Raw genomic sequence first — 22,214 nt, 5'->3', positions numbered from 1 at the left:
AAGCTCAGCGTGCAAAAGCGTCCCGGTAGCCCACACCGCGCAGGCGGTTCATCGCTGAGCCCAGTGCGTTCGCACCGTGGAAGGGCCCTGCTTGCACCGTCATATACCGCTGCGAACCCTTCCGGACTTTGCCGATGCGCGCGGGCATTCCCATGCGTGCGATGTTCTGAGCGGCGCGCTGGGCGTTCGCGGCATTGGCGAAGGTCCCGACCTGAACAAACCGCTTGCCTGCCAATGCTTTGGAAGGTGCAGCAGCCCGACGTACCTGCTTGGGTGCCGCCGCCTTGGGCGTCGAGCGGGACGAATAAACTGGCTGGCGCACAACAGGGGCCGCATGCGCATGACGTTTGATCCGCTTCACGGTCTGGCCATTGCGCTGCATGATCTGAACCTTGCCCAGTTCACGCTCCTGCCGGGCGATGCTGGTGTAGGGATAGACCAGCGGCACCGAAGCCGTCACATCGCGCCCGGTCGTCTGATTGATCAAACGGCGCGGCACGGTTTGGGTCCAGACCAGCAACATGTCGGATCGTCCGGCTAGGTTTTGTTCGGCCCGCTTGGGGTTCAAACGGTCATCATCCCAGACTTCGCGGTACCCCTTGGGAACGCTGACATTGCGAGTGTTGATCCGGTTTTTCACCACATGCTTGGGAGCGATCCGTGTGGTCGATGTGACCCCGGCTGTGGACGCAACCGAGCCATAATGCCGCTGAATCGCCTTGGGTGTCACTTGCACAGAACTGCGCGGTGCCGTTACAGGTGCACGATTGCCAACGATAGGCTGCGTTTGCGGGCCACAGCGGACCCCTGCACCACGCATATACTGCTGCGATATCGCCGAGGCGCCACGGCAGGGGCTACCACCCGCGATAATTCTGGTGGTTTGGCGCGCAACAGGCGCAGGCTTCGGTGCAACGACCCGTGGGGCTGCTTTGACGACGCGCTTTTTGGGGGCCGGACGTTTTGCGGTCTGGCGCACAACAACAGGTGCTGCGCGGCGCGGCGCGGGCGCTGCCACCCGACGTGGTGCGGGGCGTGGCGCTGCAGCCGCGGGCGGTGTATCGACAGTGATCTGCACAGGGGCCGCCGCCGCTGGTGCCGCGACAACAGCCGATCTTGCCCCACCGGTTGGCTTAAAGCCACATACCGTCTTGCGATCCCGCGACATGCGCGGCACCCAGCTTACGTTTCCGTCAATTCCCGCCCGAATAAAAACGCAGCCCTGGCTGTCCACATATTGCTTGCCCTTATACGAACTTGACGGGAATTCTGCGGGCTGCTGTTTGCTGATTTGGGCCTGCGCAACCGGCACCGCACCGAACCCAAAGCCAGCGACTGCTGCAACGACAGATAGTAATTTGGTAAGTCTCATTCCGTGCCCCCACACCATATGTAGTTAAAGATGCCTCAGCCTGCGCCCCAAGTCCAGCGTCCGCGGTACGCCGGAAGCTCATTTCAACGCATTATTTCGTTCCGAACATCCGATCACCCGCATCACCCAGACCCGGAATGATATAGCCCAGGTCATTTAATGCATCGTCAACGGCTGCCGTGACGATGGGCACATCGGGATGTGCCTCTTTCATCCGGGCGATTCCTTCTGGGGCAGCCAGCAGGCATAGGAACCGGATGTTGGTGGCACCCGCCTGTTTCAAACGGTCGATTGCCGCGGCGGATGAATTGCCCGTGGCCAGCATCGGATCGACGGCAATCACCAGTCGATCATCCAGCCCTTCCGGCACCTTGAAATAATACTCCACCGGCTGAAGGGTCTTTTCATCGCGGTATAGTCCGACAAACCCGACCCGCGCCGAAGGGATCAGCTCCAGCACCCCGTCCAGCAACCCGTTTCCGGCCCGCAGAATAGAGATCAACGCCAGTTTTTTGCCATCAAGCACCGGCGCGTCCATCGCCTGCATCGGTGTGTCAATCCGCTTGGTGGTCATCGGCAAACCGCGCGTCACCTCATAGGCCAAGAGCTGCGAAATTTCTCGCAAAAGCTGGCGAAATACGGCAGTGGAAGTTTCCTTATCCCGCATGATCGACAGCTTGTGCTGCACCAGCGGATGATCCACCACGGTCAAATGGGCATCAAGATCAGACATCAACAGCACTCCTTTATATCTGCTCAGGTTGTGGCCCGAAACGCAGGTCGCCGCAAGCAGTCCCCGTTTCTCTTTTTGGCCTTATATCCCGCGGGGGGGCAGCTTGCTGCCGGGGCAGAGCCCCAGCGACGCCTTATCCCGGTGCCACACCCAGATGATCCGCGACCAGCCGCGCAACATCGCTGAACCACCGCACATCCAACGGTCCGGCCTCGCTGCCTGCGACCAGCACCGGCACTCTTTCCCGCGTATGGTCCGTGCCCGGCCAGGTCGGATCATTCCCGTGGTCGGCGGTCAGCACCATGATATCCCCCGCCCTAAGCTCGGACATCACGCGGCCAATCTCGGCGTCGAACCATTCCAGCTGCCGTGCATAGCCCGCCACATCGCGGCGATGCCCATAAAGGCTGTCGAATTCCACAAAGTTGGCGAATGTCAGCGATCCTTCCTCGGCTTCTGCCACCAGATCGCGCAGATGTTCCATCAAGACCGCGTCCGGCCCTTTGCGAACTTCATCAAATCCCTGCATCGAAAAGATGTCACCGATCTTCCCGACAGCATAAACGCGACGGCCGGCGTCCTGCACCCAATTGCTCAGCACCGGTGCGGGCGGCGTAATCGCATAGTCGCGCCGGTTTGCAGTCCGCGTAAAGGCACCAGCCTGCCCGACAAAAGGCCGCGCAATCACCCGCCCCACCTTCATCGCATGCAAACGCGGCGCGACGGCCTCACAGAGCGCCAGCAGCCGTTCCAGCCCAAAGCTTTCTTCGTGCGCGGCGATCTGAAACACGGAATCCGCGGAAGTATAGCAGATCGGCCATCCGGTCTCGACATGCGCCGCCCCCAGATCCGAGATGATGGCGGTGCCGGAGGCATGCACATAGCCGAGGATGCCCGCAGTGCCCGCCGCTTCGGCCACGAAGGCGCTCAATTCTGCGGGGAATGCAGGCGATGTGTCGGGAAAGTAGTTCCAATCCCACGGTACCGGCAACCCCGCCAGCTCCCAATGCCCCGATGGGGTATCCTTGCCGCGTGACACTTCGCTCGCCGCCGCCCAGCCGCCTTGCGCTAGGGTCTCGGGCAAAGGCGCATCAACCGCCCGCGCCATCGCGTGACCCATGCCCAGCTTCATCAAATTTGGTATATGCAGTGGTCCGCTTCGACCAGTTTCGGCCTCGCCAGCCGCACAAGCGGCGTGGATATGGCCCAGCGTATTGGCCCCTGTGTCCGGCAGATCCCCGTTAAAATACTCGGCCGCATCCGGTGCCCCGCCAATGCCGACCGAATCCATGACCACCAGAAAGGCACGCGGCATCAGCCCACCCGCTCAAGGATCAGGTCAGGCACCTTGGGGCGCGAACCGCTTAAAGTAATCGCATCAAGCACCGCGCGTGCCGCCTGATCCCCCTGGTCGGAACGCACGGCATGGACTACCGCCAAAGTCTGACCCCGTGCCACACGGGTGCCCAGCCGCACCATGTTCGACAGGCCGACAGCCGGATTGATCTTGTCGCTCTCACGTACGCGTCCACCGCCAAGACCCACCACGGCAAAGCCCAGCGCCTCGCCGTCAATCTTCGCAACATAGCCGTCCCGTGGGGCGGTGACTTCGCGAATGACGGTGGCCTCGGGCAGGAACCGCCGCCAGTCTTCGACGAAATTCACCGGACCGCCCAGGGCCGAGATCATCCGCGCAAACCGCTCTGCGGCATACCCTTTACGGATCGCATGCACCACGGCATCCGCGCCTTCCTGCACATCCTGCGCCAGTCCCGCGTTGGCCAGCAACACGCCGCCCAACGCAGCCGCTACATCTACAATCGGGCCGCGCCCTTCTCCGGTCAGCAGGCGCATCACTTCCGCCACTTCCAGCGCATTGCCCAGGCTTGGCACCAAAGGCTGGCTCATATCGCTGATCACAGCCGTCGTCCGGCATTTCGCAGCGTTTGCGGTCTTGGTCAGGGCTTCGGCCAGGGCCTGCGCCTCTTCCAAAGTCTTCATGAAGGCACCACTGCCCACTTTGACGTCCAGCACCAGTCCCTCGACCCCGGCGGCCAGCTTTTTGCTCAGGATGGACGCGGTAATCAGATCAAGCGAATCGACCGTCGAAGACACATCCCGCACTGCGTAAAGCCGCCGGTCTGCCGGTGCGATGTCGCGGGTCGAACCGACGATGGCGCAGCCCACCTGACGCACCACGGCGCGTAGTTGTTCTTCATCCATCTGCGTGTTGACACCAGAGATTGATTCGAGCTTGTCCAGTGTGCCGCCGGTATGCCCCAACCCACGCCCCGAAATCATCGGCACATAGGCGCCGCAAGCTGCCAGCGCGGGGGCCAGCAGAAGGCTCACGCAATCCCCCACTCCACCTGTAGAATGTTTGTCTACCACCGGGCCGTCCATGTTCCAATTCAGCACGCGACCCGAATCCCGCATCGCGAGCGTCAGCGCGACGCGGCCCACATCCGATAGTCCATTCAGGCATACCGCCATTGCAAAGGCACCCGCTTGCGCATCGCTAACGCTGCCATCAGCCAAACCGTTCGCCATCCATGTCAGCTCTTGCCGGGTAGGGGTTTGCTTGTGACGCAGCTTTGCCAAAATAACGCGGGCATTCATGGGTTACTCTCCCAGAAAGGCCGCATCAAAGGCCCCTGGCAAGAGATCAGCCAATGTGGTCTTCTCTTCAACGCCACCTGTCGTCGCCATCGTAACGGGTACGTCCCCCGCGCCAAACTCGACCAGCTTTTGACGGCACCCTCCGCAAGGCGGCACCGGACGCGCGCTACCAGCGATCACATAAACCTCTGTCAGCTTTGCCTCGCCGGCGGCGACCATCGCGGCGATGGCCCCGGCTTCGGCACAAGTGCCTTGCGGGTAGGCGGCATTTTCGACATTGCAGCCCGCATAGACTGTCCCCGATGCCCCCCGAATGGCGGCACCCACTTTGAAATTTGAATAGGGCGCGTAAGCCCGTTCGCGCACCGCAGTCGCCTGTTGTTTCAGTTCACTGGCCATATCGCCCCCATTAGCTGGCCAACTATAGGAAAGAGATTCAAAAGATTCGAGGGTCAAAAACACCTCTCCTTTCCCCGCTACTGTTTTGAGCGTAGTCTGACCTTGACCGGCCACCGGCCCAACTGCAGCCCAATGCCACTTTCGCGGTAGCCTATGGGCGTAATAAAAGTAGTTTAACGCTAAACTATATACTTCAGGGAGCTTCCACTCATGTCAGAAAAGTCCAATCTGCGGCAGGCAGCGCTTGACTATCACGCCTTTCCAAAGCCCGGAAAGCTGGAGATCCGCGCGACCAAGCCACTGGCGAATGGCCGCGATCTGGCGCGGGCCTATTCCCCCGGCGTGGCCGAAGCCTGCCTGGAGATCAAGGACGACCCCTCTACTGCTGCGCTCTACACCTCGCGCGCCAATCTGGTCGCAGTGGTGACCAATGGCACAGCGGTACTGGGCCTTGGCAACATCGGCCCGCTGGCGTCCAAGCCGGTGATGGAAGGCAAGGCGGTTCTGTTCAAGAAATTTGCGAACATCGACTGTTTTGATATCGAACTGGATCAGCCTGATCCCGAAAAGCTGGCCGACATTGTCTGTGCAATGGAACCCAGCTTTGGCGCGATCAATCTTGAAGACATCAAGGCACCCGATTGCTTTACGGTCGAACGGATTTGCCGCGAACGCATGAACATCCCCGTGTTTCACGACGACCAGCACGGCACCGCCATTGTCGTGGGTGCCGCCGTGACCAACGCACTGTATGTGGCGAACAAGAAATTCGAAGATATCAAGATCGTTTCGACGGGCGGCGGGGCGGCGGGCATCGCTTGCCTCAACATGCTGCTGAAACTAGGCGTCAAACGCGAGAATGTCTGGCTGTGCGACATTCACGGGCTGGTCCACACGGGCCGCGAGATCGACATGAACCCGATCAAATCCGAATACGCGCAGGACACCGATTTGCGCACGCTGGATGATGTGATCCCCGATGCGGACCTGTTTCTGGGCCTATCCGGCCCCGGCGTTCTGACGCCCGAAATGGTGGGCGAGATGGCCAAGCGCCCGATCATCTTTGCACTCGCCAACCCCACGCCGGAAATCTTGCCCGATTTGGCTCGCGCCGTGGCACCAGATGCGATCATCGCCACAGGCCGGTCGGATTTCCCCAATCAGGTCAATAACGTACTGTGTTTTCCATTCATCTTTCGCGGCGCACTCGATGTCGGGGCCACCACCATCAACGACGAGATGAAGATTGCCTGTATTGAAGGCATTGCCGCCCTCGCCCGCGCCACCACCTCGGCCGAGGCCGCCGCCGCCTATCAGGGTGAAAGCATGACATTCGGCCCTGAATACCTGATCCCCAAACCCTTCGATCCGCGCCTCATCGGCGTTGTTTCCTCCGCCGTGGCGCGTGCCGCGATGGAAACGGGCGTGGCTTCTCGACCGCTGGATGATCTGGAGGCCTACAAACAAAAGCTTGATGGGTCGGTCTTCAAATCTGCCCTGCTGATGCGCCCCGTCTTCGAGGCCGCCCGCGCCTCGCCGCGCAAACTGGTCTTTGCCGAAGGCGAAGACGAGCGCGTGCTGCGGGCCGCGCAGGCGATCATCGAGGAAACGGTCGAAACCCCCATTCTCATTGGCCGCCCCGAGGTGATTCAACGCCGGATCGAACAGGCTGGACTGAACTTGCGGCTGGGCGACAACGTCGATCTGGTCAACCCCGAGAACGACCCCCGCTACCGCGACTATTGGGAGACCTATCACAACCTGATGTGCCGGCGCGGCGTCTCGCCCGATATTGCAAAGGCCGTGATGCGGACAAACACCACCGCAATCGGCGCGGTCATGGTGCACCGAGGCGAGGCCGACAGTTTGATATGCGGCACTTTCGGTGAATTCCGCTGGCACCTGAACTATGTCGAGCAGGTACTGGGCCGAGGGGGTTTGCGGCCCCAAGGCGCGCTGTCGATGATGATTCTCGAAGACGGACCGCTTTTCGTTGCTGATACACAGGTCAATCTGCATCCCACGCCCGAACAGATTGTCGAAATCGCCTGTGGTGCCGCGCGGCATGTGCGCCGCTTCGGGATCGAGCCCAAGATCGCCCTGTGTTCTCAAAGCCAGTTCGGCAATCAGGGCGATGGCACGGGCGGACGGCTGCGCAAAGCCATACGTATGTTGGACGACGCAGGTGTTGATTTCTGCTATGAGGGCGAAATGAACATCGACACGGCATTGGATGCCGAGTTGCGCGAACGGCAATTGCCCGGCAACCGCATGGAGGGAGCTGCGAATGTGCTGGTGTTTGCCCATGCCGATGCCGCATCCGGTGTTCGGAACATTCTGAAGATGAAGGGCGGCGGGTTGGAAGTCGGACCGATCCTGATGGGCATGGGCAACGCCGCTCATATCGTTTCCCCTTCGATCACAGCGCGCGGTTTGCTGAACATGGGTGCCATCGCGGGCACCCCTGTTGCGCATTACGGCTGACAGTAAAACGCCACCCCGATCAACTCGGGGCGGCATTCTGCCGTGATGCTATTTGCGCGGGGTCGCTGTCTTGATTTCTGCGACGGTGTTAGCGGCTTGCGGAGCTGGTTTCGCGGATTGCTTGGCCAGTTTCTTCTTGTTGGCGATCTTGTCACCCATTGTCGTGAACCCTGTCATGACGGTGGACCGGCGGGATGCCGTTCCTGATTTGACAGTAAAACCCCTGCCAAGATGCTACTATCGCATTTTCGACAAGACGAATGATTTACGACAAGAAAAAGGGCCGCGCGAACTGCACAGCCCTAAAATCTTAGATCAGCTCAAAGCAATCAGAAGCGCAATGTAAACGCCCGTGTCAGACCCACAGAAATACGCCACTGATCATCGGAACCGTTCATGGTGATCGGGCTGTCTGCGGCGTCGTTCTTGAGGTTTTCATAGCTCAGCGTGCTTTCCAACGCCCAGCTGTCACTCAACTCATAAATGCCGTGCACTTGAAAACCACCGCCCAGAACGCCACCCTGTGCATCAAATGCGTCAAAGCCGGAAGCCACTGCTTCCGCACCCGTCACACCGAAGTAGGTCGATGCAAATTCGTCGTTGCCAAGGCTCACGCGCGGGCCTGCAGTAATGGTCAGACGATCATTCGGCCGGAAGATGGCATCGGCACCGATGGTGCCCGTGACACCTTCATGCCCGCCAAACCCCTGACGGACCTCGCCAAATGCCTGCCAGGTCCGTTGGCGGTAAACCACGCCAAAGCCCAGTTCAACGGCAGCATCGATGTCTGCCAATCCGGCTAGCTCGGGATTATCATCCGCAGACCGCTCACCAATCACCTTCAACGCACCACGAAACGCCAGACCGGTATCGGGTTCCGCGAATGCGCCGTTGCCGATGGTACGACCGCCCCATGTCAGCGAGCCGAAGGTAAAGCCCAGATCAGGTGCCGCCTCATATTCATCCGAGCCGGGATAGGAGGGGATCGCCGACACACCGCCGCGCAGGGCGAAGTTGAAGGACCGATCCTGCGCCATGGCAGGCAAGGCCGCTGACAGTCCAGCGGCGACAGATAGGGCGAAAAGACAAGTAGACCGCATGAAACAGACTCCGAATAAACAGGTTGTTGTGCCATCTAGCATGTTCTTGCACCATGAAAAGAACATTCGCTGCCATGTGGTCAAGAACTGCACTAAATCGGGCCATATCTTGCAAACTTCTATGCACAACAGCCCTGCCGCCTGCGCCTCAGGCTTGCCCCGGTGCCCTGCTCTGCCTAACAAAGAAGGAAGAAAGATTAGGGGAGGACGACCATGGGATATCGCGAAACATACGCCGACTGGCAGAAGGATCCAGAGGCTTTCTGGCTCAAACAGGCGGATGCGATTGACTGGATGGTCAAACCCACCAAGGCGCTGACGGATCATGGTGACAACCTCTATGAATGGTACGAGGATGGCATGGTCAATGGCTGCTACAATGCGGTCGACCGCCATGTGGAACGCGGGCGCGGCAATCAGATCGCCATCATCTATGACAGCCCGATCACCGGCAAAAAAGAAAAGATCACCTACAAAAAGTTGCAGGAACGTGTTGCAGACCTCGCCGGAGCGCTGGCGACGCGCGGTGTGGAAAAGGGCGATACGGTCATCATCTATATGCCGATGATCCCGCAGGCGATCGAGGCGATGCTGGCCTGTGCGCGCTTGGGGGCCATTCATTCGGTGGTCTTTGGTGGCTTTGCAGCCAATGAGCTTGCCGTGCGCATCAATGATTGCCGCCCCAAAGCGATTATCGCCGCCTCTTGCGGGCTGGAGCCGAACCGGATTGTCGAATACAAACCCCTGCTCGACGGCGCGTTGCAGCAGGCCAACCACCTACCCGACTTTTGCCTGATCTATCAGCGCGAGGAACACCGCTGCGAGATGATCGACGGGCGGGATGTGGATTGGTTCGAAGCGCAGGAAGGCTGTCTCAAGGCCGCCTGCATTCCCGTCGAAGGCAATTTTCCGGCCTATATTCTCTATACCTCCGGCACCACAGGTGCGCCGAAAGGCGTGGTCCGCGCCACCGGCGGGCATCTGGTCGCGCTGAACTGGACGATGAAGAACATCTACAATTGCGATCCGGGCGATGTGTTCTGGGCGGCGTCCGACGTGGGCTGGGTCGTGGGCCATTCCTACATCTGCTACGCGCCACTGATCGCGGGTAACACCACGGTGCTGTTTGAAGGCAAGCCGGTGGGCACGCCCGATGCCGGCACCTTCTGGCGCGTGATCGAAGAGCATAATGTGCGCAGTTTCTTTACCGCGCCAACGGCCATCCGCGCCGTGAAACGCGAAGACCCCAAGGGCGAATTCCGCAAGAAATACGAGCTGTCCAATCTACGCGCCCTTTATTTGGCCGGTGAACGCGCTGACCCTGATACGATCGAATGGGCCCAAGAAATTCTGGATGTGCCGGTCTATGACCACTGGTGGCAGACCGAAACCGGCTGGACCATCGCGGGCAACCCTGCGGGGCTTGAAGCGCTGCCGGTCAAAATCGGATCACCCACGGTGCCGATGCCGGGCTATGACGTGCATATTCTTGATGAAACCGGTCAACCGCAAAAACCGGGCGAGTTGGGTTCAATTGCCATTAAACTGCCCCTGCCCCCCGGCACCCTGCCCACGCTCTGGAACGCCACGGACCGCTTTATGCAATCCTACCTCAGCACCTTTCCCGGCTATTACGAGACCGGCGATGCGGGCATGATGGACGAGGACGGATACCTATATATCATGGCCCGCACTGATGATGTGATCAATGTCGCGGGCCACCGCTTGTCCACCGGCGCAATGGAAGAAGTCCTCGCAGGGCACCCGGACGTCGCCGAATGTGCGGTGATCGGGGTGGCGGACGGCCTGAAGGGCCAAGCCCCGATGGGCTTTGTCTGTCTGACCAAAGGCGTGAACCGTGACCATTCAGAAATCACAAAAGAATGTGTTGCCCGCATCCGCGACCAGATCGGCCCGGTGGCCGCGTTCAAATTGGCCTTGGTGGTCGACCGCCTGCCCAAAACCCGCTCGGGCAAGATCTTGCGCGCCACTATGGTCAAGATCGCCGATGGCGAGACCTTCAAGATGCCCGCCACAATTGACGATCCTGAAGTCCTGAACGAAATCAGGGCATCCTTGCAGGAAATCGGCTATGCCAAGGAAAGCTAACTGACTGAAGGGGCATACGGAATGGCCGCGCCGACTGCTGACAGCTTCGAGATGACCGCAGCGCTGGCGGACCTGACCGAGTGGCTGATCCAGCAGGGTCTGTCGAATACACCCGTTGAGATTTGGCTGGAGGAATGTTGCATTCGGCTGGTCACCATCGGCATACCCCTGCAAAGGGTAAACCTGACGGTGCGCGCCCATCACCCTGAAATCGGGTCGGTTGCCTTTCGTTGGCACCGCGACACCGACAGCGAACGCTTTGATTACCAACGCTCAGATCAGGCCGCTGAAGAATGGCTGCAAAGCCCGCTGTATTATCTGATGACCCACCCGATCCCCGAATTGCGCCAACGTCTGACCGATCCTGATCCGGCGCTGAGCTTTCCGATTTATGACAATCTGCGCGACAACGGCAGCACGGATTATTTTGCGGTAAAACGGTCCTTTCTGAACTCTGATCCAAGCACCGTCACGTCCTTCGCGGGCGAGGAAGGGATGATCATTTCAATGGCCAGCGATGCGCCCGGTGGCTTTTCCGATGCACATCTTGATGCATTGCGCCAGTTGCTGCCGCCCTTGTCCCTTACACTGAAATGCGGCGGCAATCGCTTGATGGCCGAAGATATCACCGCCGCCTACATGGGTCGCGATGCAAGCCGCCGTGTGCTGTCGGGCGCCATCACACGAGGGTCGTCCGAAACAATCCCGGCGGTGATCTGGTATTTTGACCTGCAAGGCTTCACGAAATTGTCCGAAACCCTGCCGGGCGAAGCGATCATCGAATTGCTGAACGACTATTTCGCCGAAGCCGTCGAAACGGTCGAACGCAATGGCGGCAATGTTCTCAAGTTCATGGGCGACGGCATGCTTGCCATCTTTGACATGACCGGCATCCCCGATGCCCGCGGTGTGGCCGTTCAATCCGCGGTCGAACTGCGAGGAGCATTTGATGCCGCGAACGCAAGGCGCAGCAAAGAGGGGCTTGCCACAACCGGCTTCACACTCGCCCTGCATGCGGGTGATGTGCTCTATGGTAATATCGGCGGTAAGACGCGGCTGGATTTCACTGTGATTGGTCCAGCGGTCAATACAACCGCTCGTATTCTGGGCATGACCTCCGCCCTAGACCAAAGCATCATCATCTCCTCCGCAGTTGCCCAATCGCTTTTGAAAGAACGCCCCGATCTGGTGTCGCTCGGTCAATACCGCCTACGCGGCGTAAGCGACCGTCAGGAATTATTTACACTGGACTAGGCAAAAAGAAAGCGGCCCCCGAAAGGGAGCCGCTTAATTATCTCGTTTTCCGTTCGTTTAACGGCTTGCCATGAAGTCATCCACCTGGCGTTCCGCCTCATCCTTGGCGATACCGTAACGCTCTTGGATTTTGCCGACCAGCACTTCGCGGTCACCATCGGCTTCTGTGATTTCATCATTGGTCAACTCGCCCCATTTCGCTTTTACTGAGCCAGTCATCTGCTTCCAGTTGCCTTTTACTTCATCCCAGTTCATGGTCATCTCCTTGATACTGCTTCAAATTTACGATGATCTTTCTCATCGCCTTCTTGCAGTACAAACGCAGGCCCATCGTGGATGGTTCCATCGGACCTGCTAGTTATTTGAAACTCGGGTGATGAACCGCTTAACCGGATTTTTGGCGGACTTACCCACACTGTGCTATTGATAGCCGCGACAACTTAACGAGGGTCGCAGTGCAGGTGCTTCAGGTAAATTGTTCCGAGATCAGACGCTCTTCCAACCCGTGCCCGGGGTCAAAAAGGATCTCATGTTTGATAGACGGCTCTGACCGTATCTGGACCGTGACCACATCGCGGTGCGACGTGCCATCGGCATCTGCCATCACGGGGCGCTTCTCCGGCTCCAAAACGTCAAACTGCACCACCGCACCCTTGGGCAAAAGCGCCCCACGCCAACGCCGGGGCCGGAACGCCGACATCGCTGTCAGCGCGAGCACATCCGCCCCGATCGGCAGGATCGGACCGTGAGCGGAATAGTTATAGGCTGTCGATCCCGCAGGTGTCGCGACAAGCGCGCCGTCACATACCAGTTCTTCCAACCGCAGCCGTCCGTCGATGCGGATTTGCAGCTTTGCCGCCTGCGGCCCTTCACGCAACAGCGCCACCTCATTGATTGCCAAGGCCTCTGACACCGAACCATCCATATGGGTGGCCTTCATCGCCAGCGGGTTGATCACTTCGCGCTCGGCCTGCTCCAGCCGGTGCACAAGATCGGTTTCGCTGTAGACATTCATCAAAAAACCGATGGTCCCCCGGTTCATACCATAGACCGGTGCCGCGAGTTTTTGAGTGTCATGCAGCGTTTCCAGCATGAAACCATCGCCGCCCAGCGCCACAATCACATCCGCCTCCGCAGGTGGCACATCACCATAACGTCCGATCAAAGCCGCCCGCGCAGTTTGGGCAACGGTGGCAGGGCTGGCCGCAAAGGCGATTTTCAGGGTCATGACATTTGTTTCCGATGGTCGCCAAGTTCCACGCAGACAACCACATTCCACCCGATCCTGCCAGCGCCGCCGCAGTATTCTTACTCTGCGTCGCTTTCACGCCTTCCCGATAAGTACGGTTTCCGATACGAAACCGGGTAAAAGTGATACTGAAAAGGACCGCACCATGAAAGATCTGCCCATGAAGGACTTCTTCACCTCGTCGCTGGCCGACACCGATCCCGACCTGATGGCCGCCATCACCGGAGAACTGGGCCGCCAGCGCAACGAAATCGAATTGATCGCTTCGGAAAACATCGTCTCTGCTGCCGTGCTCGAAGCACAAGGCTCGGTGATGACAAACAAATACGCCGAAGGCTATTCGGGCCGGCGCTATTATGGCGGATGCGAATGGGTCGATGTGGCCGAAGATCTGGCCGTCGAACGCGCCTGCAAGCTGTTTGGCTGCGCCTATGCAAACGTCCAGCCGAACTCCGGCTCGCAGGCCAACCAAGGCGTGTTTCAGGCCTTGTTGCAGCCGGGTGATACGATCCTTGGCATGTCTTTGGACGCTGGCGGTCACCTGACCCATGGCGCACGGCCCAACCAGTCGGGCAAATGGTTCAATGCCGTACAGTATGGTGTGCGCAAGGAAGACAACCTGCTGGACTACGACGAGGTTCAGCGCCTTGCCACGGAACACCAGCCCAAGATGATCATCGCGGGCGGTTCGGCCATTCCGCGTCAGATCGATTTTGCCAAAATGCGCGAGATTGCCGATTCAGTTGGTGCCTATCTTCTGGCGGACGTGGCACATTTCGCAGGTCTGATCGCGGCGGGCCAGTATCCCGACCCCTTCCCGCATGTGCATGTGGCCACCACCACCACGCACAAAACCCTGCGCGGCCCGCGGGGTGGCATGATCCTGACCAACGATGAAGCACTGGCGAAAAAGTTCAATTCCGCCATCTTCCCCGGCATTCAGGGTGGCCCGTTGATGCATGTGATCGCGGCCAAAGCCGTCGCCTTTGGCGAGGCACTGCGCCCCGAGTTCAAGACCTACATTAGCCAGGTGATCAAAAATGCGCAGGCACTGAGCGATCAGTTGATCAAAGGCGGTTTGGATACTGTCACCCACGGTACCGATACCCATGTACTACTGGTCGATCTGCGCCCCAAAGGCGTAAAGGGCAACGCTACAGAGAAAGCTCTGGGACGCGCGCATATCACCTGTAACAAGAACGGAGTGCCGTTTGATCCTGAAAAGCCGATGGTCACCTCCGGCATCCGCCTTGGCTCTCCTGCGGGCACCACCCGCGGCTTTGGCGAGGACGAGTTCCGCCAGATTGCCGATTGGATCATCGAAGTGGTCGACGGTCTGGCCGCCAATGGCGAAGAGGGCAACGCCGCCGTCGAAGCCAAGGTCAAAGCCGAAGTCGAGGCCATGTGCGCCCGCTTCCCGATGTATCCGAACCTTTAATCGGTATTCGCACCTATCAAACGACAAAGGCCCCGGCAGTGATGCACGGGGCCTTTTCTATTTCGCTCATTTCAGGCGGGCAAACAGTGCCGCCAAAGTCAGACCGCCTGTCGCGCCTGCCATGCACGACGCGCTTGCGAAAACGACAGCAACCTCTTGGAGTGTTCATCCCATAGGTGGAGACGCGCATTGGCAAAACTCTCGCGCATCGTCATCCGGTTGCCATCCGCCAGCACCGCATGATCGCGCAACACTTCAGGCAGACGGTAGAACGGGATGCGGCTATACAAGTGATGCACATGATGGATCCCGATGTTCGCGCTCAGCCATTGAAGCACGGACGGCAACACGTAATGCGATGATCCATGCAGCGCGGAATCGTGCAAATCCCATTCCGCTTCGTCTTCCCAATGGGTCGTTTCGAACTGGTGCTGCACATAAAACAGCCAGACCCCGGCCGTGGCCGCCAAAAGTGTTGAGGGCAAGAAGATCAGCAGGATTGGCATGATCCCACCGAAATACAGGATGATCAAAAGCACTGCCAATGTTGCCAGATTGGTCCCCATTGCACTCACCCAATACCGTGCCTGCGCCATAAGGCCCAAGGGTACGCGGTTTTGCAGGAAAAACAGATACCCCGGCCCTAAACCGAACAGGACTACAGGATGCCGGTATAGACGGTAGATCAACTGTTTGAACGGCGACAAGCTCTGATACTCGGCCACCGTCAGCGTATGCACATCGCCAATCCCACGCCGCCCCAGATTGCCCGAGGTGCTGTGGTGAATGGAATGGGTACGCCGCCACACGTCATAGGGCGTTAGCGTGACGACCCCAAGCGCCCGGCCGAGCCAGTCGCTCATCAGGCGGTTCTTGTAGAATGCGGAATGCCCGCAATCATGCTGGATCGCAAAAAGGCGCAGAATAAATGCGGCATTGCAGAGCGAAATTACCAAGGTCAGCCAAGGACTGATCGACAGCGACCACCACGCCAGCGCCCAAAGGATTACGAAGGGCCCCACCGTCAGCGCCAGTTCGAACGAACTGCGCAATGTGTCCGGCTCCCGATACTTTGACAGAACCTTGACCCACTGGCGCGCGTCGATTGGTGCGTCTTCAGACGCGGATTTTTTCAGATTTTCAGCCATGTGCCTGCTTTTTTTTGTCGTTGTTGAGGGCCTTGATAAACGAAAGCTCCCCGCGAACAACGCTAAATCACATACCTATCCGGTCGTGCATTGATGAAGAGTTAACGATGCCGTGATTTTCGGCCTCGATGCAGGGGCGGTGCCCACACCAACGTCACCGCGCCAAGAACCCAGCCGCTTAGCCCTCACTTCACCTGCATATCCCGGATCATTTTCAACACCCTTCGGCGCGGCAGCAGCGGAATGATCCAGTTGGTCAAGAACCCCAATCCCCGCTCATTCACCGTCACCAGATCGCCACGCATCATCGCATCATAGCCGTGCTTGGCCACACTTTCGGGGCTTTTGCCGCCCCCGGCCACCAGCTTTGTGCCGCCCAGATCAGCACGATCCGCAAACCCCGTTTTCACATAACCCGGCGCCAGCACGGTCGATGTCACCCCCTTGGCGCGCAGCTCCTGATCCAGCGCCTGAGAAAAGCTCTGCACAAAGGCTTTCGTTGCAAAATAGACAGCCTGATACGGACCCGGCATGAACCCCGCAGTAGACCCGACGTGCAAAATCTTGCCGCCTCCCTGTGCCACCATGTCGCGTGCCACCCGGTGCGTCAGGGCCACAAGCGCTTTAACATTCAGGTCGATCATAGCCATCTCATCCTCCAGCGGGCGATCCACATGTTTGCCCTGCCCGCCAAAACCGGCATTGTTGATCAGAATATCCACCTGCACCCCGGCTGCTTTGACCTGATCATACAGCGCCTCGGCACCGCCCGGTTCGCCCAGATCCAGAGCAAAAACATGGACGGTAACGCCATGTGCGCCCTCCAACTCCTGTTTCAAAGCCCGCAACGCTTCCTCGCGCCGCGCCGTGATGATCAAATCACCGCCCTGCGCCGCATGATACCGTGCAAATGCCGCGCCAATGCCCGAAGAGGCCCCGGTGATTAAAGCTGTCGTGCTCATAGGTTGTCCCTTCTTGTGTCCACAGTCTACTGTAGGGGCACATCGCCCCGAATACCAAACCTGTCTGGCTCTGACAGAGCAGCCCGTCAAAGGAAACACCCCGTGATCATTCACCGCGCAGGCTCCCGGCCCTCGAACACACCAAACGCAGATTACTTTACAGGCACTGTGCGTATGGACCCGCTGATCTCTGCCCCTGCACCGGCGCGGCTCAATGCCATCGCTGTCACTTTCGAGCCAGGCGCGCGCACCAACTGGCACACGCACCCCTTGGGCCAGACCCTCATTGTGACCGCAGGCGCGGGGCTTGCCCAAAAACAGGGCGAGCCGGTCCAGCGCATCACCCCTGGCGATGTCATCTGGTTCGAGCCCGGAGAAAAACACTGGCACGGTGCCGCGCCGGACACCGCCATGACGCATATCGCGCTGCAAGAACAGGTAGATGGGTCCGCCGCCGACTGGCTCGAACCCGTCAGTGAGGACGATTACAACGCCTGAAACCTAAAGATAGCCGCGCCACCAGAGCCAGGCCACAAAGGCAACCACGATAATCAGCAAATTGAAAACGATCACACCTGCCACGCCCAGTATTTGACCCTTGCGGCGATCTGCAACGTCGATGCCCTGTAAATAGGCGACCAATTCAGTGTGCGCTTGGCCCACCGACCGCTGGTCAAGCTGCCGCGCCAGTTTGGGATGGCCTGCCAGACGTTCTGCATCGCTCAGCACAGCGGCCCGCGCCTGCATGCCGCGCGGCAGACGGCGGCCCACACGCGCGACCATCTTGGGCAAAGGCAATTGCTTGACCCGGAACTTCTCGGTCAACAGGTCCTGAACCTGCGCCACCTTACGGGCGATATCCTTGGCTTCGTTCATGGCACCTTCTAATCGCACTGGTGCTGTCGCCGCAATCCCGCTACCTCTGACATATGCTCAGCTATTCCGAACATGGGGAAGCCCGCCCCGGCACACCCGACCTGATCATCGCTCACGGCCTTTTCGGCTCGGGCCGCAACTGGGGGGTCATCGCCAAACGCCTCTCGGACAGCCGGCGCGTGATCACCCCGGACATGCGCAACCACGGCACCAGCCCGCGCGAAACATCGCACAGTTATGCCGACATGGCCGCAGACCTCGCCGAGCTGATCATCGAAACCGGCAGTCCGGCTGACCTGTGCGGTCACTCGATGGGCGGCAAAGCGGCGATGGCATTGGCGCTCACCCAACCGCATCTGATCCGCAAACTGATCGTCGCCGACATTGCCCCGACCGCCTATACCCATAGCCAGCAACCCATGATCGACGCCATGCGCACGGTGGATCTGGCGGGCCTCACCCGCCGGTCCGACGCGCTTGACCAACTGGGTGCCGCAGGCGTCGAGCCTGCACTGCAAAGCTTCTTCACCCAATCCCTTGACGTGCCAAACAAATCCTGGCGGCTCAACCTAGATGCACTCGAAGACCAAATGCCTCAGATCATGGGCTGGCCCAAAGACCTCACTGGCCCTTTCGACGGCCCCACTCTGTTCCTATCAGGTGGCAACTCCGATTACGTCCGCGCCGAACACCGCCCCTTGATCAAGTCCCTTTTCCCGAAGGCCCGATTCGCGAAAATTCCGGACACCGGTCATTGGCTCCACGCGGAAAACCCCCGGGCCTTCGAGGCAACCCTGCGCGCATATCTCGACGCCTGAGGCTCCCCTTTCTCTTTTTGGCCTTATATCCCGCGGGGAGTCGATCTTTGATCGACGGGGCAGAGCCCCTTACAGAAAAATCTGTCGATCTATGATCGACGGAGCAAAGCCCCAAATCCCCTTGCACCCAAACGCACCGTCCCTATAACGCAGACACTTTGACCTTACGCGCGGCAGCGCGCGACTAACTTGCATTTTACGGGGGTCTCCGATGCCAAAGCGTACCGATATCCAATCGATCATGATCATTGGTGCAGGGCCTATCGTGATCGGACAAGCCTGCGAATTCGATTACTCCGGTGCCCAAGCCTGTAAAGCGCTCAAAGAGGAAGGCTACCGCGTCATCCTCGTCAACTCCAACCCCGCGACCATCATGACCGATCCGGGGCTGGCTGACGCCACTTATATCGAACCCATCACCCCTGAAATCGTTGCCAAGATCATTGAAAAAGAGCGTCCCGACGCGCTTTTGCCCACCATGGGTGGCCAAACAGGGCTAAACACCTCTCTGGCGCTTGAAGAAATGGGTGTATTGGAAAAATTCAACGTCGAGATGATCGGTGCCAAACGCGAAGCCATCGAAATGGCTGAGGACCGCAAGTTGTTCCGCGACGCGATGGACCGCCTTGGTATCGAAAATCCCAAGGCCACGATCTGCACCGCGCCGAAAGATGCAGACGGCAAAAAAGACCTCGCGGCGGGCGTTGCTCTCGCCCTCAAGGACCTCGAAGAAATCGGATTGCCCGCGATCATCCGCCCCGCCTTTACAATGGGCGGTACCGGCGGCGGTGTCGCCTATAACCGGGAAGATTACGAGTTTTACTGCCGGTCAGGCATGGATGCCTCTCCTGTGGGCCAGATCCTGATCGACGAATCGCTGCTCGGTTGGAAAGAATTCGAGATGGAAGTGGTGCGCGATACCGCCGACAACGCCATCATCGTCTGCGCCATTGAAAACGTCGACCCGATGGGCGTGCACACAGGCGATTCCATCACCGTGGCCCCGGCGCTTACTCTGACGGACAAAGAATACCAGATCATGCGCAACCACTCGATCGCCGTGCTGCGCGAAATCGGCGTGGAAACCGGCGGCTCCAACGTGCAGTGGGCCGTGAATCCGGTCGATGGCCGCATGGTCGTGATCGAAATGAACCCGCGCGTGTCGCGGTCCTCCGCGCTGGCGTCCAAGGCCACGGGTTTCCCGATCGCCAAGATTGCCGCGAAACTTGCCGTCGGCTTTACCCTGGACGAGCTCGACAATGACATCACCGGCGTGACCCCTGCGTCCTTTGAGCCGACCATCGACTATGTCGTCACGAAAATCCCGAAATTCGCCTTCGAGAAATTCCCCGGTTCCGAGCCGTATCTGACCACAGCGATGAAATCCGTTGGCGAAGCGATGTCTATAGGCCGCACGATCCACGAAAGCCTGCAAAAAGCGCTCGCGTCGATGGAGCAAGGGCTAACCGGCTTCGACGAAATCGACATCGCGGGCTTCAACGCCGACGCGCCGTCGGATGCGCCCGAGAACAAGGCCGCCATCGTCAAGGCGATCTCGAAGCAAACTCCCGACCGGCTGCTGACCATCGCCCAAGCCATGCGCCACGGCATGTCGAACAACGATATCCACGGCGTCACCATGTTCGACCCGTGGTTTCTGGATCGTATCCGCGAGATCATCGACGCCGAAGAGAATGTGCGAACCGAAGGTCTGCCCACCGATGAGGCCGGTCTGCGCCGTCTCAAGATGATGGGCTTCACAGACGCCCGCCTTGCCAAACTCACCGGCCAGACGGAAACCGAAATCCGCAGTACCCGCGTCCAGCTGGGCGTCACCGCCGTTTTCAAGCGCATCGATACCTGCGCCGCGGAGTTCGAAGCGCAAACGCCCTATATGTACTCCACCTATGAGGCCCCGATGATGGGCGACGTAGAATGCGAAGCGCGTCCGTCCGACCGCAAAAAGGTCGTTATCCTCGGCGGTGGCCCCAACCGAATTGGCCAGGGCATCGAGTTTGATTACTGCTGCTGTCACGCGTGCTATGCGCTGACGGATGCTGGCTATGAAACCATCATGGTCAATTGTAACCCTGAAACGGTCTCCACCGACTACGACACTTCGGACCGATTGTACTTTGAACCGCTGACCTTCGAACACGTGATGGAAATCATGCGCGTCGAGCAGGAAAACGGTACATTGCACGGCGTTATCGTTCAGTTCGGCGGCCAGACCCCGTTGAAACTTGCCAACGCCTTGCAGGAGGCGGGCATCCCGATTCTTGGCACCACGCCGGACGCTATTGATCTGGCCGAAGACCGCGAACGTTTTCAGCAGCTCGTCCAGCAGCTTGGCCTCAAGCAGCCGCACAACGGCATTGCATCGACAGACGCTGAAGCCTTGAAAATTGCCGAAGAGATCGGCTTTCCCCTCGTGATCCGTCCCTCCTATGTCCTAGGTGGCCGCGCCATGGAAATCGTGCGCGATATGGCCAGTCTCGAGCGTTACATCTCCTCTGCTGTGGTCGTTTCGGGCGACAGCCCTGTGCTTCTCGACAGCTATCTCTCCGGTGCCGTCGAGCTGGATGTAGACGCCCTTTGTGACGGCAAAGACGTCCATGTTGCAGGCATCATGCAGCACATCGAAGAGGCCGGCGTCCACTCCGGCGACAGCGCCTGTTCGCTTCCTCCTTACTCTCTTGACCAATCCATTATTGATGAAGTCACCAAGCAAACCAAAGCTTTGGCGTTGGCCCTGAATGTCGTTGGCCTGATGAACATCCAATTCGCCGTCAAAGATGGTGAAGTATACCTGATCGAGGTAAACCCCCGCGCGTCGCGCACAGTGCCCTTTGTTGCCAAAGCCACCGACTCGGCAATCGCCTCCATCGCTGCCCGCATCATGGCGGGTGAACCGCTCAGCAACTTCCCGCTGCGCGCGCCCTACCCCGAGCAGGCCGCCTATTCTGATGTGCTACCACTGGGCGACCCGATGACTCTGGCCAGTCCCGATATGCCTTGGTTCTCTGTCAAGGAAGCCGTCCTTCCCTTTGCCCGCTTCCCCGGCGTTGATACATTGCTTGGCCCCGAAATGCGCTCCACTGGTGAAGTCATGGGCTGGGATCGCGACTTCCCTCGCGCCTTCCTCAAGGCACAGATGGGCGCAGGCACGATGCTGCCGCGCAGCGGCACGGCCTTCCTGTCGATCAAGGACATGGACAAAACCGACGAGATGATCTCAGCCGCGAAAATCCTCCTCTCGCAAGATTTCAAGATCGTCGCAACCAGCGGCACCGCGACATGGCTAGCCTCGCATGACATTTCTTGCGAAACGGTAAACAAAGTTTACGAGGGCCGACCTGACATCACCGATCTGATGAAAGACGGCGGCATCCATCTCGTCCTGAACACCACCGAAGGCGCGCAGGCGGTTGAGGACAGCAAATCCATCCGCTCCATCGCACTCTTCGACAAGATTCCCTACTTTACGACAGCTGCGGGGGCCTATGCCGCCGCGCTCGCGATCAAAGCGCAGGCAGAGGATGAGATTGGTGTGAAGGCGTTGCAGGGCTAGCGCGTCAAAACGCGTCACCTGCGGAGCTATACAGTGACTGGCGGTCCGGGATCCGGTGCTCGCTTCAGGGTAACGAGTTGCT

The 22,214-nt window shown here is 59.2% G+C and carries 19 protein-coding genes; 7 read left to right on the top strand and 12 right to left on the bottom strand.

Annotation, left to right across the window (positions count from 1 at the left end; genetic code table 11):
- Positions 1-4 precede the first annotated feature (4 nt).
- The 5 genes from Z945_RS0103480 to Z945_RS0103460 all read right to left on the bottom strand — a co-directional run bounded on the left by Z945_RS0103480 (position 5) and on the right by Z945_RS0103460 (position 5,123).
- Positions 5-1,372: an SPOR domain-containing protein gene (locus Z945_RS0103480; protein ID WP_025050731.1), complete on the bottom strand. Its 1,368-nt coding sequence runs from the start codon at positions 1,370-1,372 to the stop codon at positions 5-7.
- 91 nt (positions 1,373-1,463) lie between these two features.
- Positions 1,464-2,105, bottom strand: a complete 642-nt coding sequence (upp, locus tag Z945_RS0103475) for a uracil phosphoribosyltransferase (protein ID WP_025050730.1) — start codon at positions 2,103-2,105, stop codon at positions 1,464-1,466.
- A 133-nt stretch (positions 2,106-2,238) separates the two neighbouring features.
- Complete coding sequence (locus Z945_RS0103470) at positions 2,239-3,420, bottom strand: phosphopentomutase (RefSeq protein ID WP_025050729.1); 1,182 nt, start codon at positions 3,418-3,420, stop codon at positions 2,239-2,241.
- A complete protein-coding gene (locus Z945_RS0103465) occupies positions 3,420-4,724 on the bottom strand; it encodes a thymidine phosphorylase (RefSeq protein ID WP_025050728.1) in 1,305 nt (434 codons plus the stop codon). The genes Z945_RS0103470 and Z945_RS0103465 overlap by 1 nt, the downstream gene beginning before the upstream one ends.
- A 3-nt stretch (positions 4,725-4,727) precedes the next feature.
- Complete coding sequence (locus tag Z945_RS0103460) at positions 4,728-5,123, bottom strand: cytidine deaminase (RefSeq protein WP_025050727.1); 396 nt, start codon at positions 5,121-5,123, stop codon at positions 4,728-4,730.
- A 210-nt stretch (positions 5,124-5,333) separates the two neighbouring features.
- On the opposite strand from Z945_RS0103460, the gene Z945_RS0103455 reads away from it, so the two are divergent.
- Positions 5,334-7,607 carry an NADP-dependent malic enzyme gene (locus tag Z945_RS0103455; protein ID WP_025050726.1) on the top strand — a complete coding sequence of 758 codons (2,274 nt, stop codon included), beginning with the start codon at positions 5,334-5,336 and terminating at the stop codon, positions 7,605-7,607.
- 48 nt (positions 7,608-7,655) lie between these two features.
- On the opposite strand, the gene Z945_RS0103450 is transcribed toward Z945_RS0103455, so the two are convergent.
- Both Z945_RS0103450 and Z945_RS0103445 read right to left on the bottom strand, forming a co-directional pair.
- Entirely contained in the window at positions 7,656-7,766 is a 111-nt protein-coding gene (locus Z945_RS0103450) for a hypothetical protein (RefSeq protein ID WP_025050725.1), read from the bottom strand.
- 170 nt (positions 7,767-7,936) lie between these two features.
- Positions 7,937-8,707 (bottom strand): MipA/OmpV family protein, encoded by a 771-nt coding sequence (locus Z945_RS0103445; protein ID WP_037970400.1) that lies wholly within the window; start codon positions 8,705-8,707, stop codon positions 7,937-7,939.
- Positions 8,708-8,920: 213 nt separating this feature from the next.
- On the opposite strand from Z945_RS0103445, the gene Z945_RS0103440 reads away from it, so the two are divergent.
- Positions 8,921-10,816 (top strand): propionyl-CoA synthetase, encoded by a 1,896-nt coding sequence (locus tag Z945_RS0103440; RefSeq protein WP_025050723.1) that lies wholly within the window; start codon positions 8,921-8,923, stop codon positions 10,814-10,816.
- Between the two features lie 21 nt (positions 10,817-10,837).
- On the top strand, positions 10,838-12,070 hold the full coding sequence (locus Z945_RS0103435) for an adenylate/guanylate cyclase domain-containing protein (protein ID WP_025050722.1): 1,233 nt from the start codon (positions 10,838-10,840) through the stop codon (positions 12,068-12,070).
- Between the two features lie 57 nt (positions 12,071-12,127).
- On the opposite strand, the gene Z945_RS0103430 is transcribed toward Z945_RS0103435, so the two are convergent.
- Together Z945_RS0103430 and Z945_RS0103425 are read right to left on the bottom strand one after the other, a co-directional pair.
- Positions 12,128-12,325, bottom strand: a complete 198-nt coding sequence (locus tag Z945_RS0103430) for a CsbD family protein (RefSeq protein WP_025050721.1) — start codon at positions 12,323-12,325, stop codon at positions 12,128-12,130.
- A gap of 211 nt (positions 12,326-12,536) precedes the next feature.
- A complete protein-coding gene (locus Z945_RS0103425) occupies positions 12,537-13,298 on the bottom strand; it encodes an NAD kinase (RefSeq protein ID WP_025050720.1) in 762 nt (253 codons plus the stop codon).
- Positions 13,299-13,479: 181 nt separating this feature from the next.
- On the opposite strand from Z945_RS0103425, the gene glyA reads away from it, so the two are divergent.
- Entirely contained in the window at positions 13,480-14,757 is a 1,278-nt protein-coding gene (glyA, locus tag Z945_RS0103420; protein WP_037970467.1) for a serine hydroxymethyltransferase, read from the top strand.
- A 98-nt stretch (positions 14,758-14,855) separates the two neighbouring features.
- Here the strand turns inward: glyA and Z945_RS0103415 are convergent, their stop codons facing one another.
- Both Z945_RS0103415 and Z945_RS0103410 read right to left on the bottom strand, forming a co-directional pair.
- Positions 14,856-15,905 (bottom strand): fatty acid desaturase, encoded by a 1,050-nt coding sequence (locus Z945_RS0103415; RefSeq protein WP_025050718.1) that lies wholly within the window; start codon positions 15,903-15,905, stop codon positions 14,856-14,858.
- 185 nt (positions 15,906-16,090) lie between these two features.
- Complete coding sequence (locus Z945_RS0103410; protein ID WP_025050717.1) at positions 16,091-16,867, bottom strand: SDR family NAD(P)-dependent oxidoreductase; 777 nt, start codon at positions 16,865-16,867, stop codon at positions 16,091-16,093.
- A gap of 102 nt (positions 16,868-16,969) precedes the next feature.
- On the opposite strand from Z945_RS0103410, the gene Z945_RS0103405 reads away from it, so the two are divergent.
- A complete protein-coding gene (locus Z945_RS0103405; RefSeq protein ID WP_025050716.1) occupies positions 16,970-17,365 on the top strand; it encodes a (R)-mandelonitrile lyase in 396 nt (131 codons plus the stop codon).
- Positions 17,366-17,368: 3 nt separating this feature from the next.
- On the opposite strand, the gene Z945_RS0103400 is transcribed toward Z945_RS0103405, so the two are convergent.
- Positions 17,369-17,743, bottom strand: a complete 375-nt coding sequence (locus Z945_RS0103400) for a hypothetical protein (protein WP_025050715.1) — start codon at positions 17,741-17,743, stop codon at positions 17,369-17,371.
- A 53-nt stretch (positions 17,744-17,796) separates the two neighbouring features.
- Here Z945_RS0103400 and Z945_RS0103395 point away from each other — a divergent pair, with 53 nt between their 5' ends.
- The gene (locus tag Z945_RS0103395) at positions 17,797-18,561 is read left to right on the top strand and encodes an alpha/beta fold hydrolase (protein ID WP_025050714.1); all 765 of its coding nucleotides are present in this window, start codon (positions 17,797-17,799) and stop codon (positions 18,559-18,561) included.
- A gap of 211 nt (positions 18,562-18,772) precedes the next feature.
- The gene (gene carB, locus Z945_RS0103390; protein WP_025050713.1) at positions 18,773-22,132 is read left to right on the top strand and encodes a carbamoyl-phosphate synthase large subunit; all 3,360 of its coding nucleotides are present in this window, start codon (positions 18,773-18,775) and stop codon (positions 22,130-22,132) included.
- Positions 22,133-22,214: the final 82 nt, after the last annotated feature.

Source organism: Sulfitobacter noctilucae, from assembly GCF_000622365.1.
Taxonomy (GTDB): Bacteria; Pseudomonadota; Alphaproteobacteria; order Rhodobacterales; family Rhodobacteraceae; genus Sulfitobacter; species Sulfitobacter noctilucae.
The sequence above is the reverse complement of the archived record's forward strand: the minus strand, read 5'-3'. Positions and strand labels throughout refer to the sequence as shown.

What these genes read in the sequence shown, in the direction of transcription:
- Z945_RS0103480 (WP_025050731.1), bottom strand. Translation starts at nt 1,372, where the DNA reads ATGAGACTTACCAAATTACTATCTGTCGTTGCAGCAGTCGCTGGCTTT.
- upp (WP_025050730.1), bottom strand. Translation starts at nt 2,105, where the DNA reads ATGTCTGATCTTGATGCCCATTTGACCGTGGTGGATCATCCGCTGGTG.
- Z945_RS0103470 (WP_025050729.1), bottom strand. Translation starts at nt 3,420, where the DNA reads ATGCCGCGTGCCTTTCTGGTGGTCATGGATTCGGTCGGCATTGGCGGG.
- Z945_RS0103465 (WP_025050728.1), bottom strand. Translation starts at nt 4,724, where the DNA reads ATGAATGCCCGCGTTATTTTGGCAAAGCTGCGTCACAAGCAAACCCCT.
- Z945_RS0103460 (WP_025050727.1), bottom strand. Translation starts at nt 5,123, where the DNA reads ATGGCCAGTGAACTGAAACAACAGGCGACTGCGGTGCGCGAACGGGCT.
- Z945_RS0103455 (WP_025050726.1), top strand. Translation starts at nt 5,334, where the DNA reads ATGTCAGAAAAGTCCAATCTGCGGCAGGCAGCGCTTGACTATCACGCC.
- Z945_RS0103450 (WP_025050725.1), bottom strand. Translation starts at nt 7,766, where the DNA reads ATGGGTGACAAGATCGCCAACAAGAAGAAACTGGCCAAGCAATCCGCG.
- Z945_RS0103445 (WP_037970400.1), bottom strand. Translation starts at nt 8,707, where the DNA reads ATGCGGTCTACTTGTCTTTTCGCCCTATCTGTCGCCGCTGGACTGTCA.
- Z945_RS0103440 (WP_025050723.1), top strand. Translation starts at nt 8,921, where the DNA reads ATGGGATATCGCGAAACATACGCCGACTGGCAGAAGGATCCAGAGGCT.
- Z945_RS0103435 (WP_025050722.1), top strand. Translation starts at nt 10,838, where the DNA reads ATGGCCGCGCCGACTGCTGACAGCTTCGAGATGACCGCAGCGCTGGCG.
- Z945_RS0103430 (WP_025050721.1), bottom strand. Translation starts at nt 12,325, where the DNA reads ATGAACTGGGATGAAGTAAAAGGCAACTGGAAGCAGATGACTGGCTCA.
- Z945_RS0103425 (WP_025050720.1), bottom strand. Translation starts at nt 13,298, where the DNA reads ATGACCCTGAAAATCGCCTTTGCGGCCAGCCCTGCCACCGTTGCCCAA.
- glyA (WP_037970467.1), top strand. Translation starts at nt 13,480, where the DNA reads ATGAAGGACTTCTTCACCTCGTCGCTGGCCGACACCGATCCCGACCTG.
- Z945_RS0103415 (WP_025050718.1), bottom strand. Translation starts at nt 15,905, where the DNA reads ATGGCTGAAAATCTGAAAAAATCCGCGTCTGAAGACGCACCAATCGAC.
- Z945_RS0103410 (WP_025050717.1), bottom strand. Translation starts at nt 16,867, where the DNA reads ATGAGCACGACAGCTTTAATCACCGGGGCCTCTTCGGGCATTGGCGCG.
- Z945_RS0103400 (WP_025050715.1), bottom strand. Translation starts at nt 17,743, where the DNA reads ATGAACGAAGCCAAGGATATCGCCCGTAAGGTGGCGCAGGTTCAGGAC.
- Z945_RS0103395 (WP_025050714.1), top strand. Translation starts at nt 17,797, where the DNA reads ATGCTCAGCTATTCCGAACATGGGGAAGCCCGCCCCGGCACACCCGAC.
- carB (WP_025050713.1), top strand. Translation starts at nt 18,773, where the DNA reads ATGCCAAAGCGTACCGATATCCAATCGATCATGATCATTGGTGCAGGG.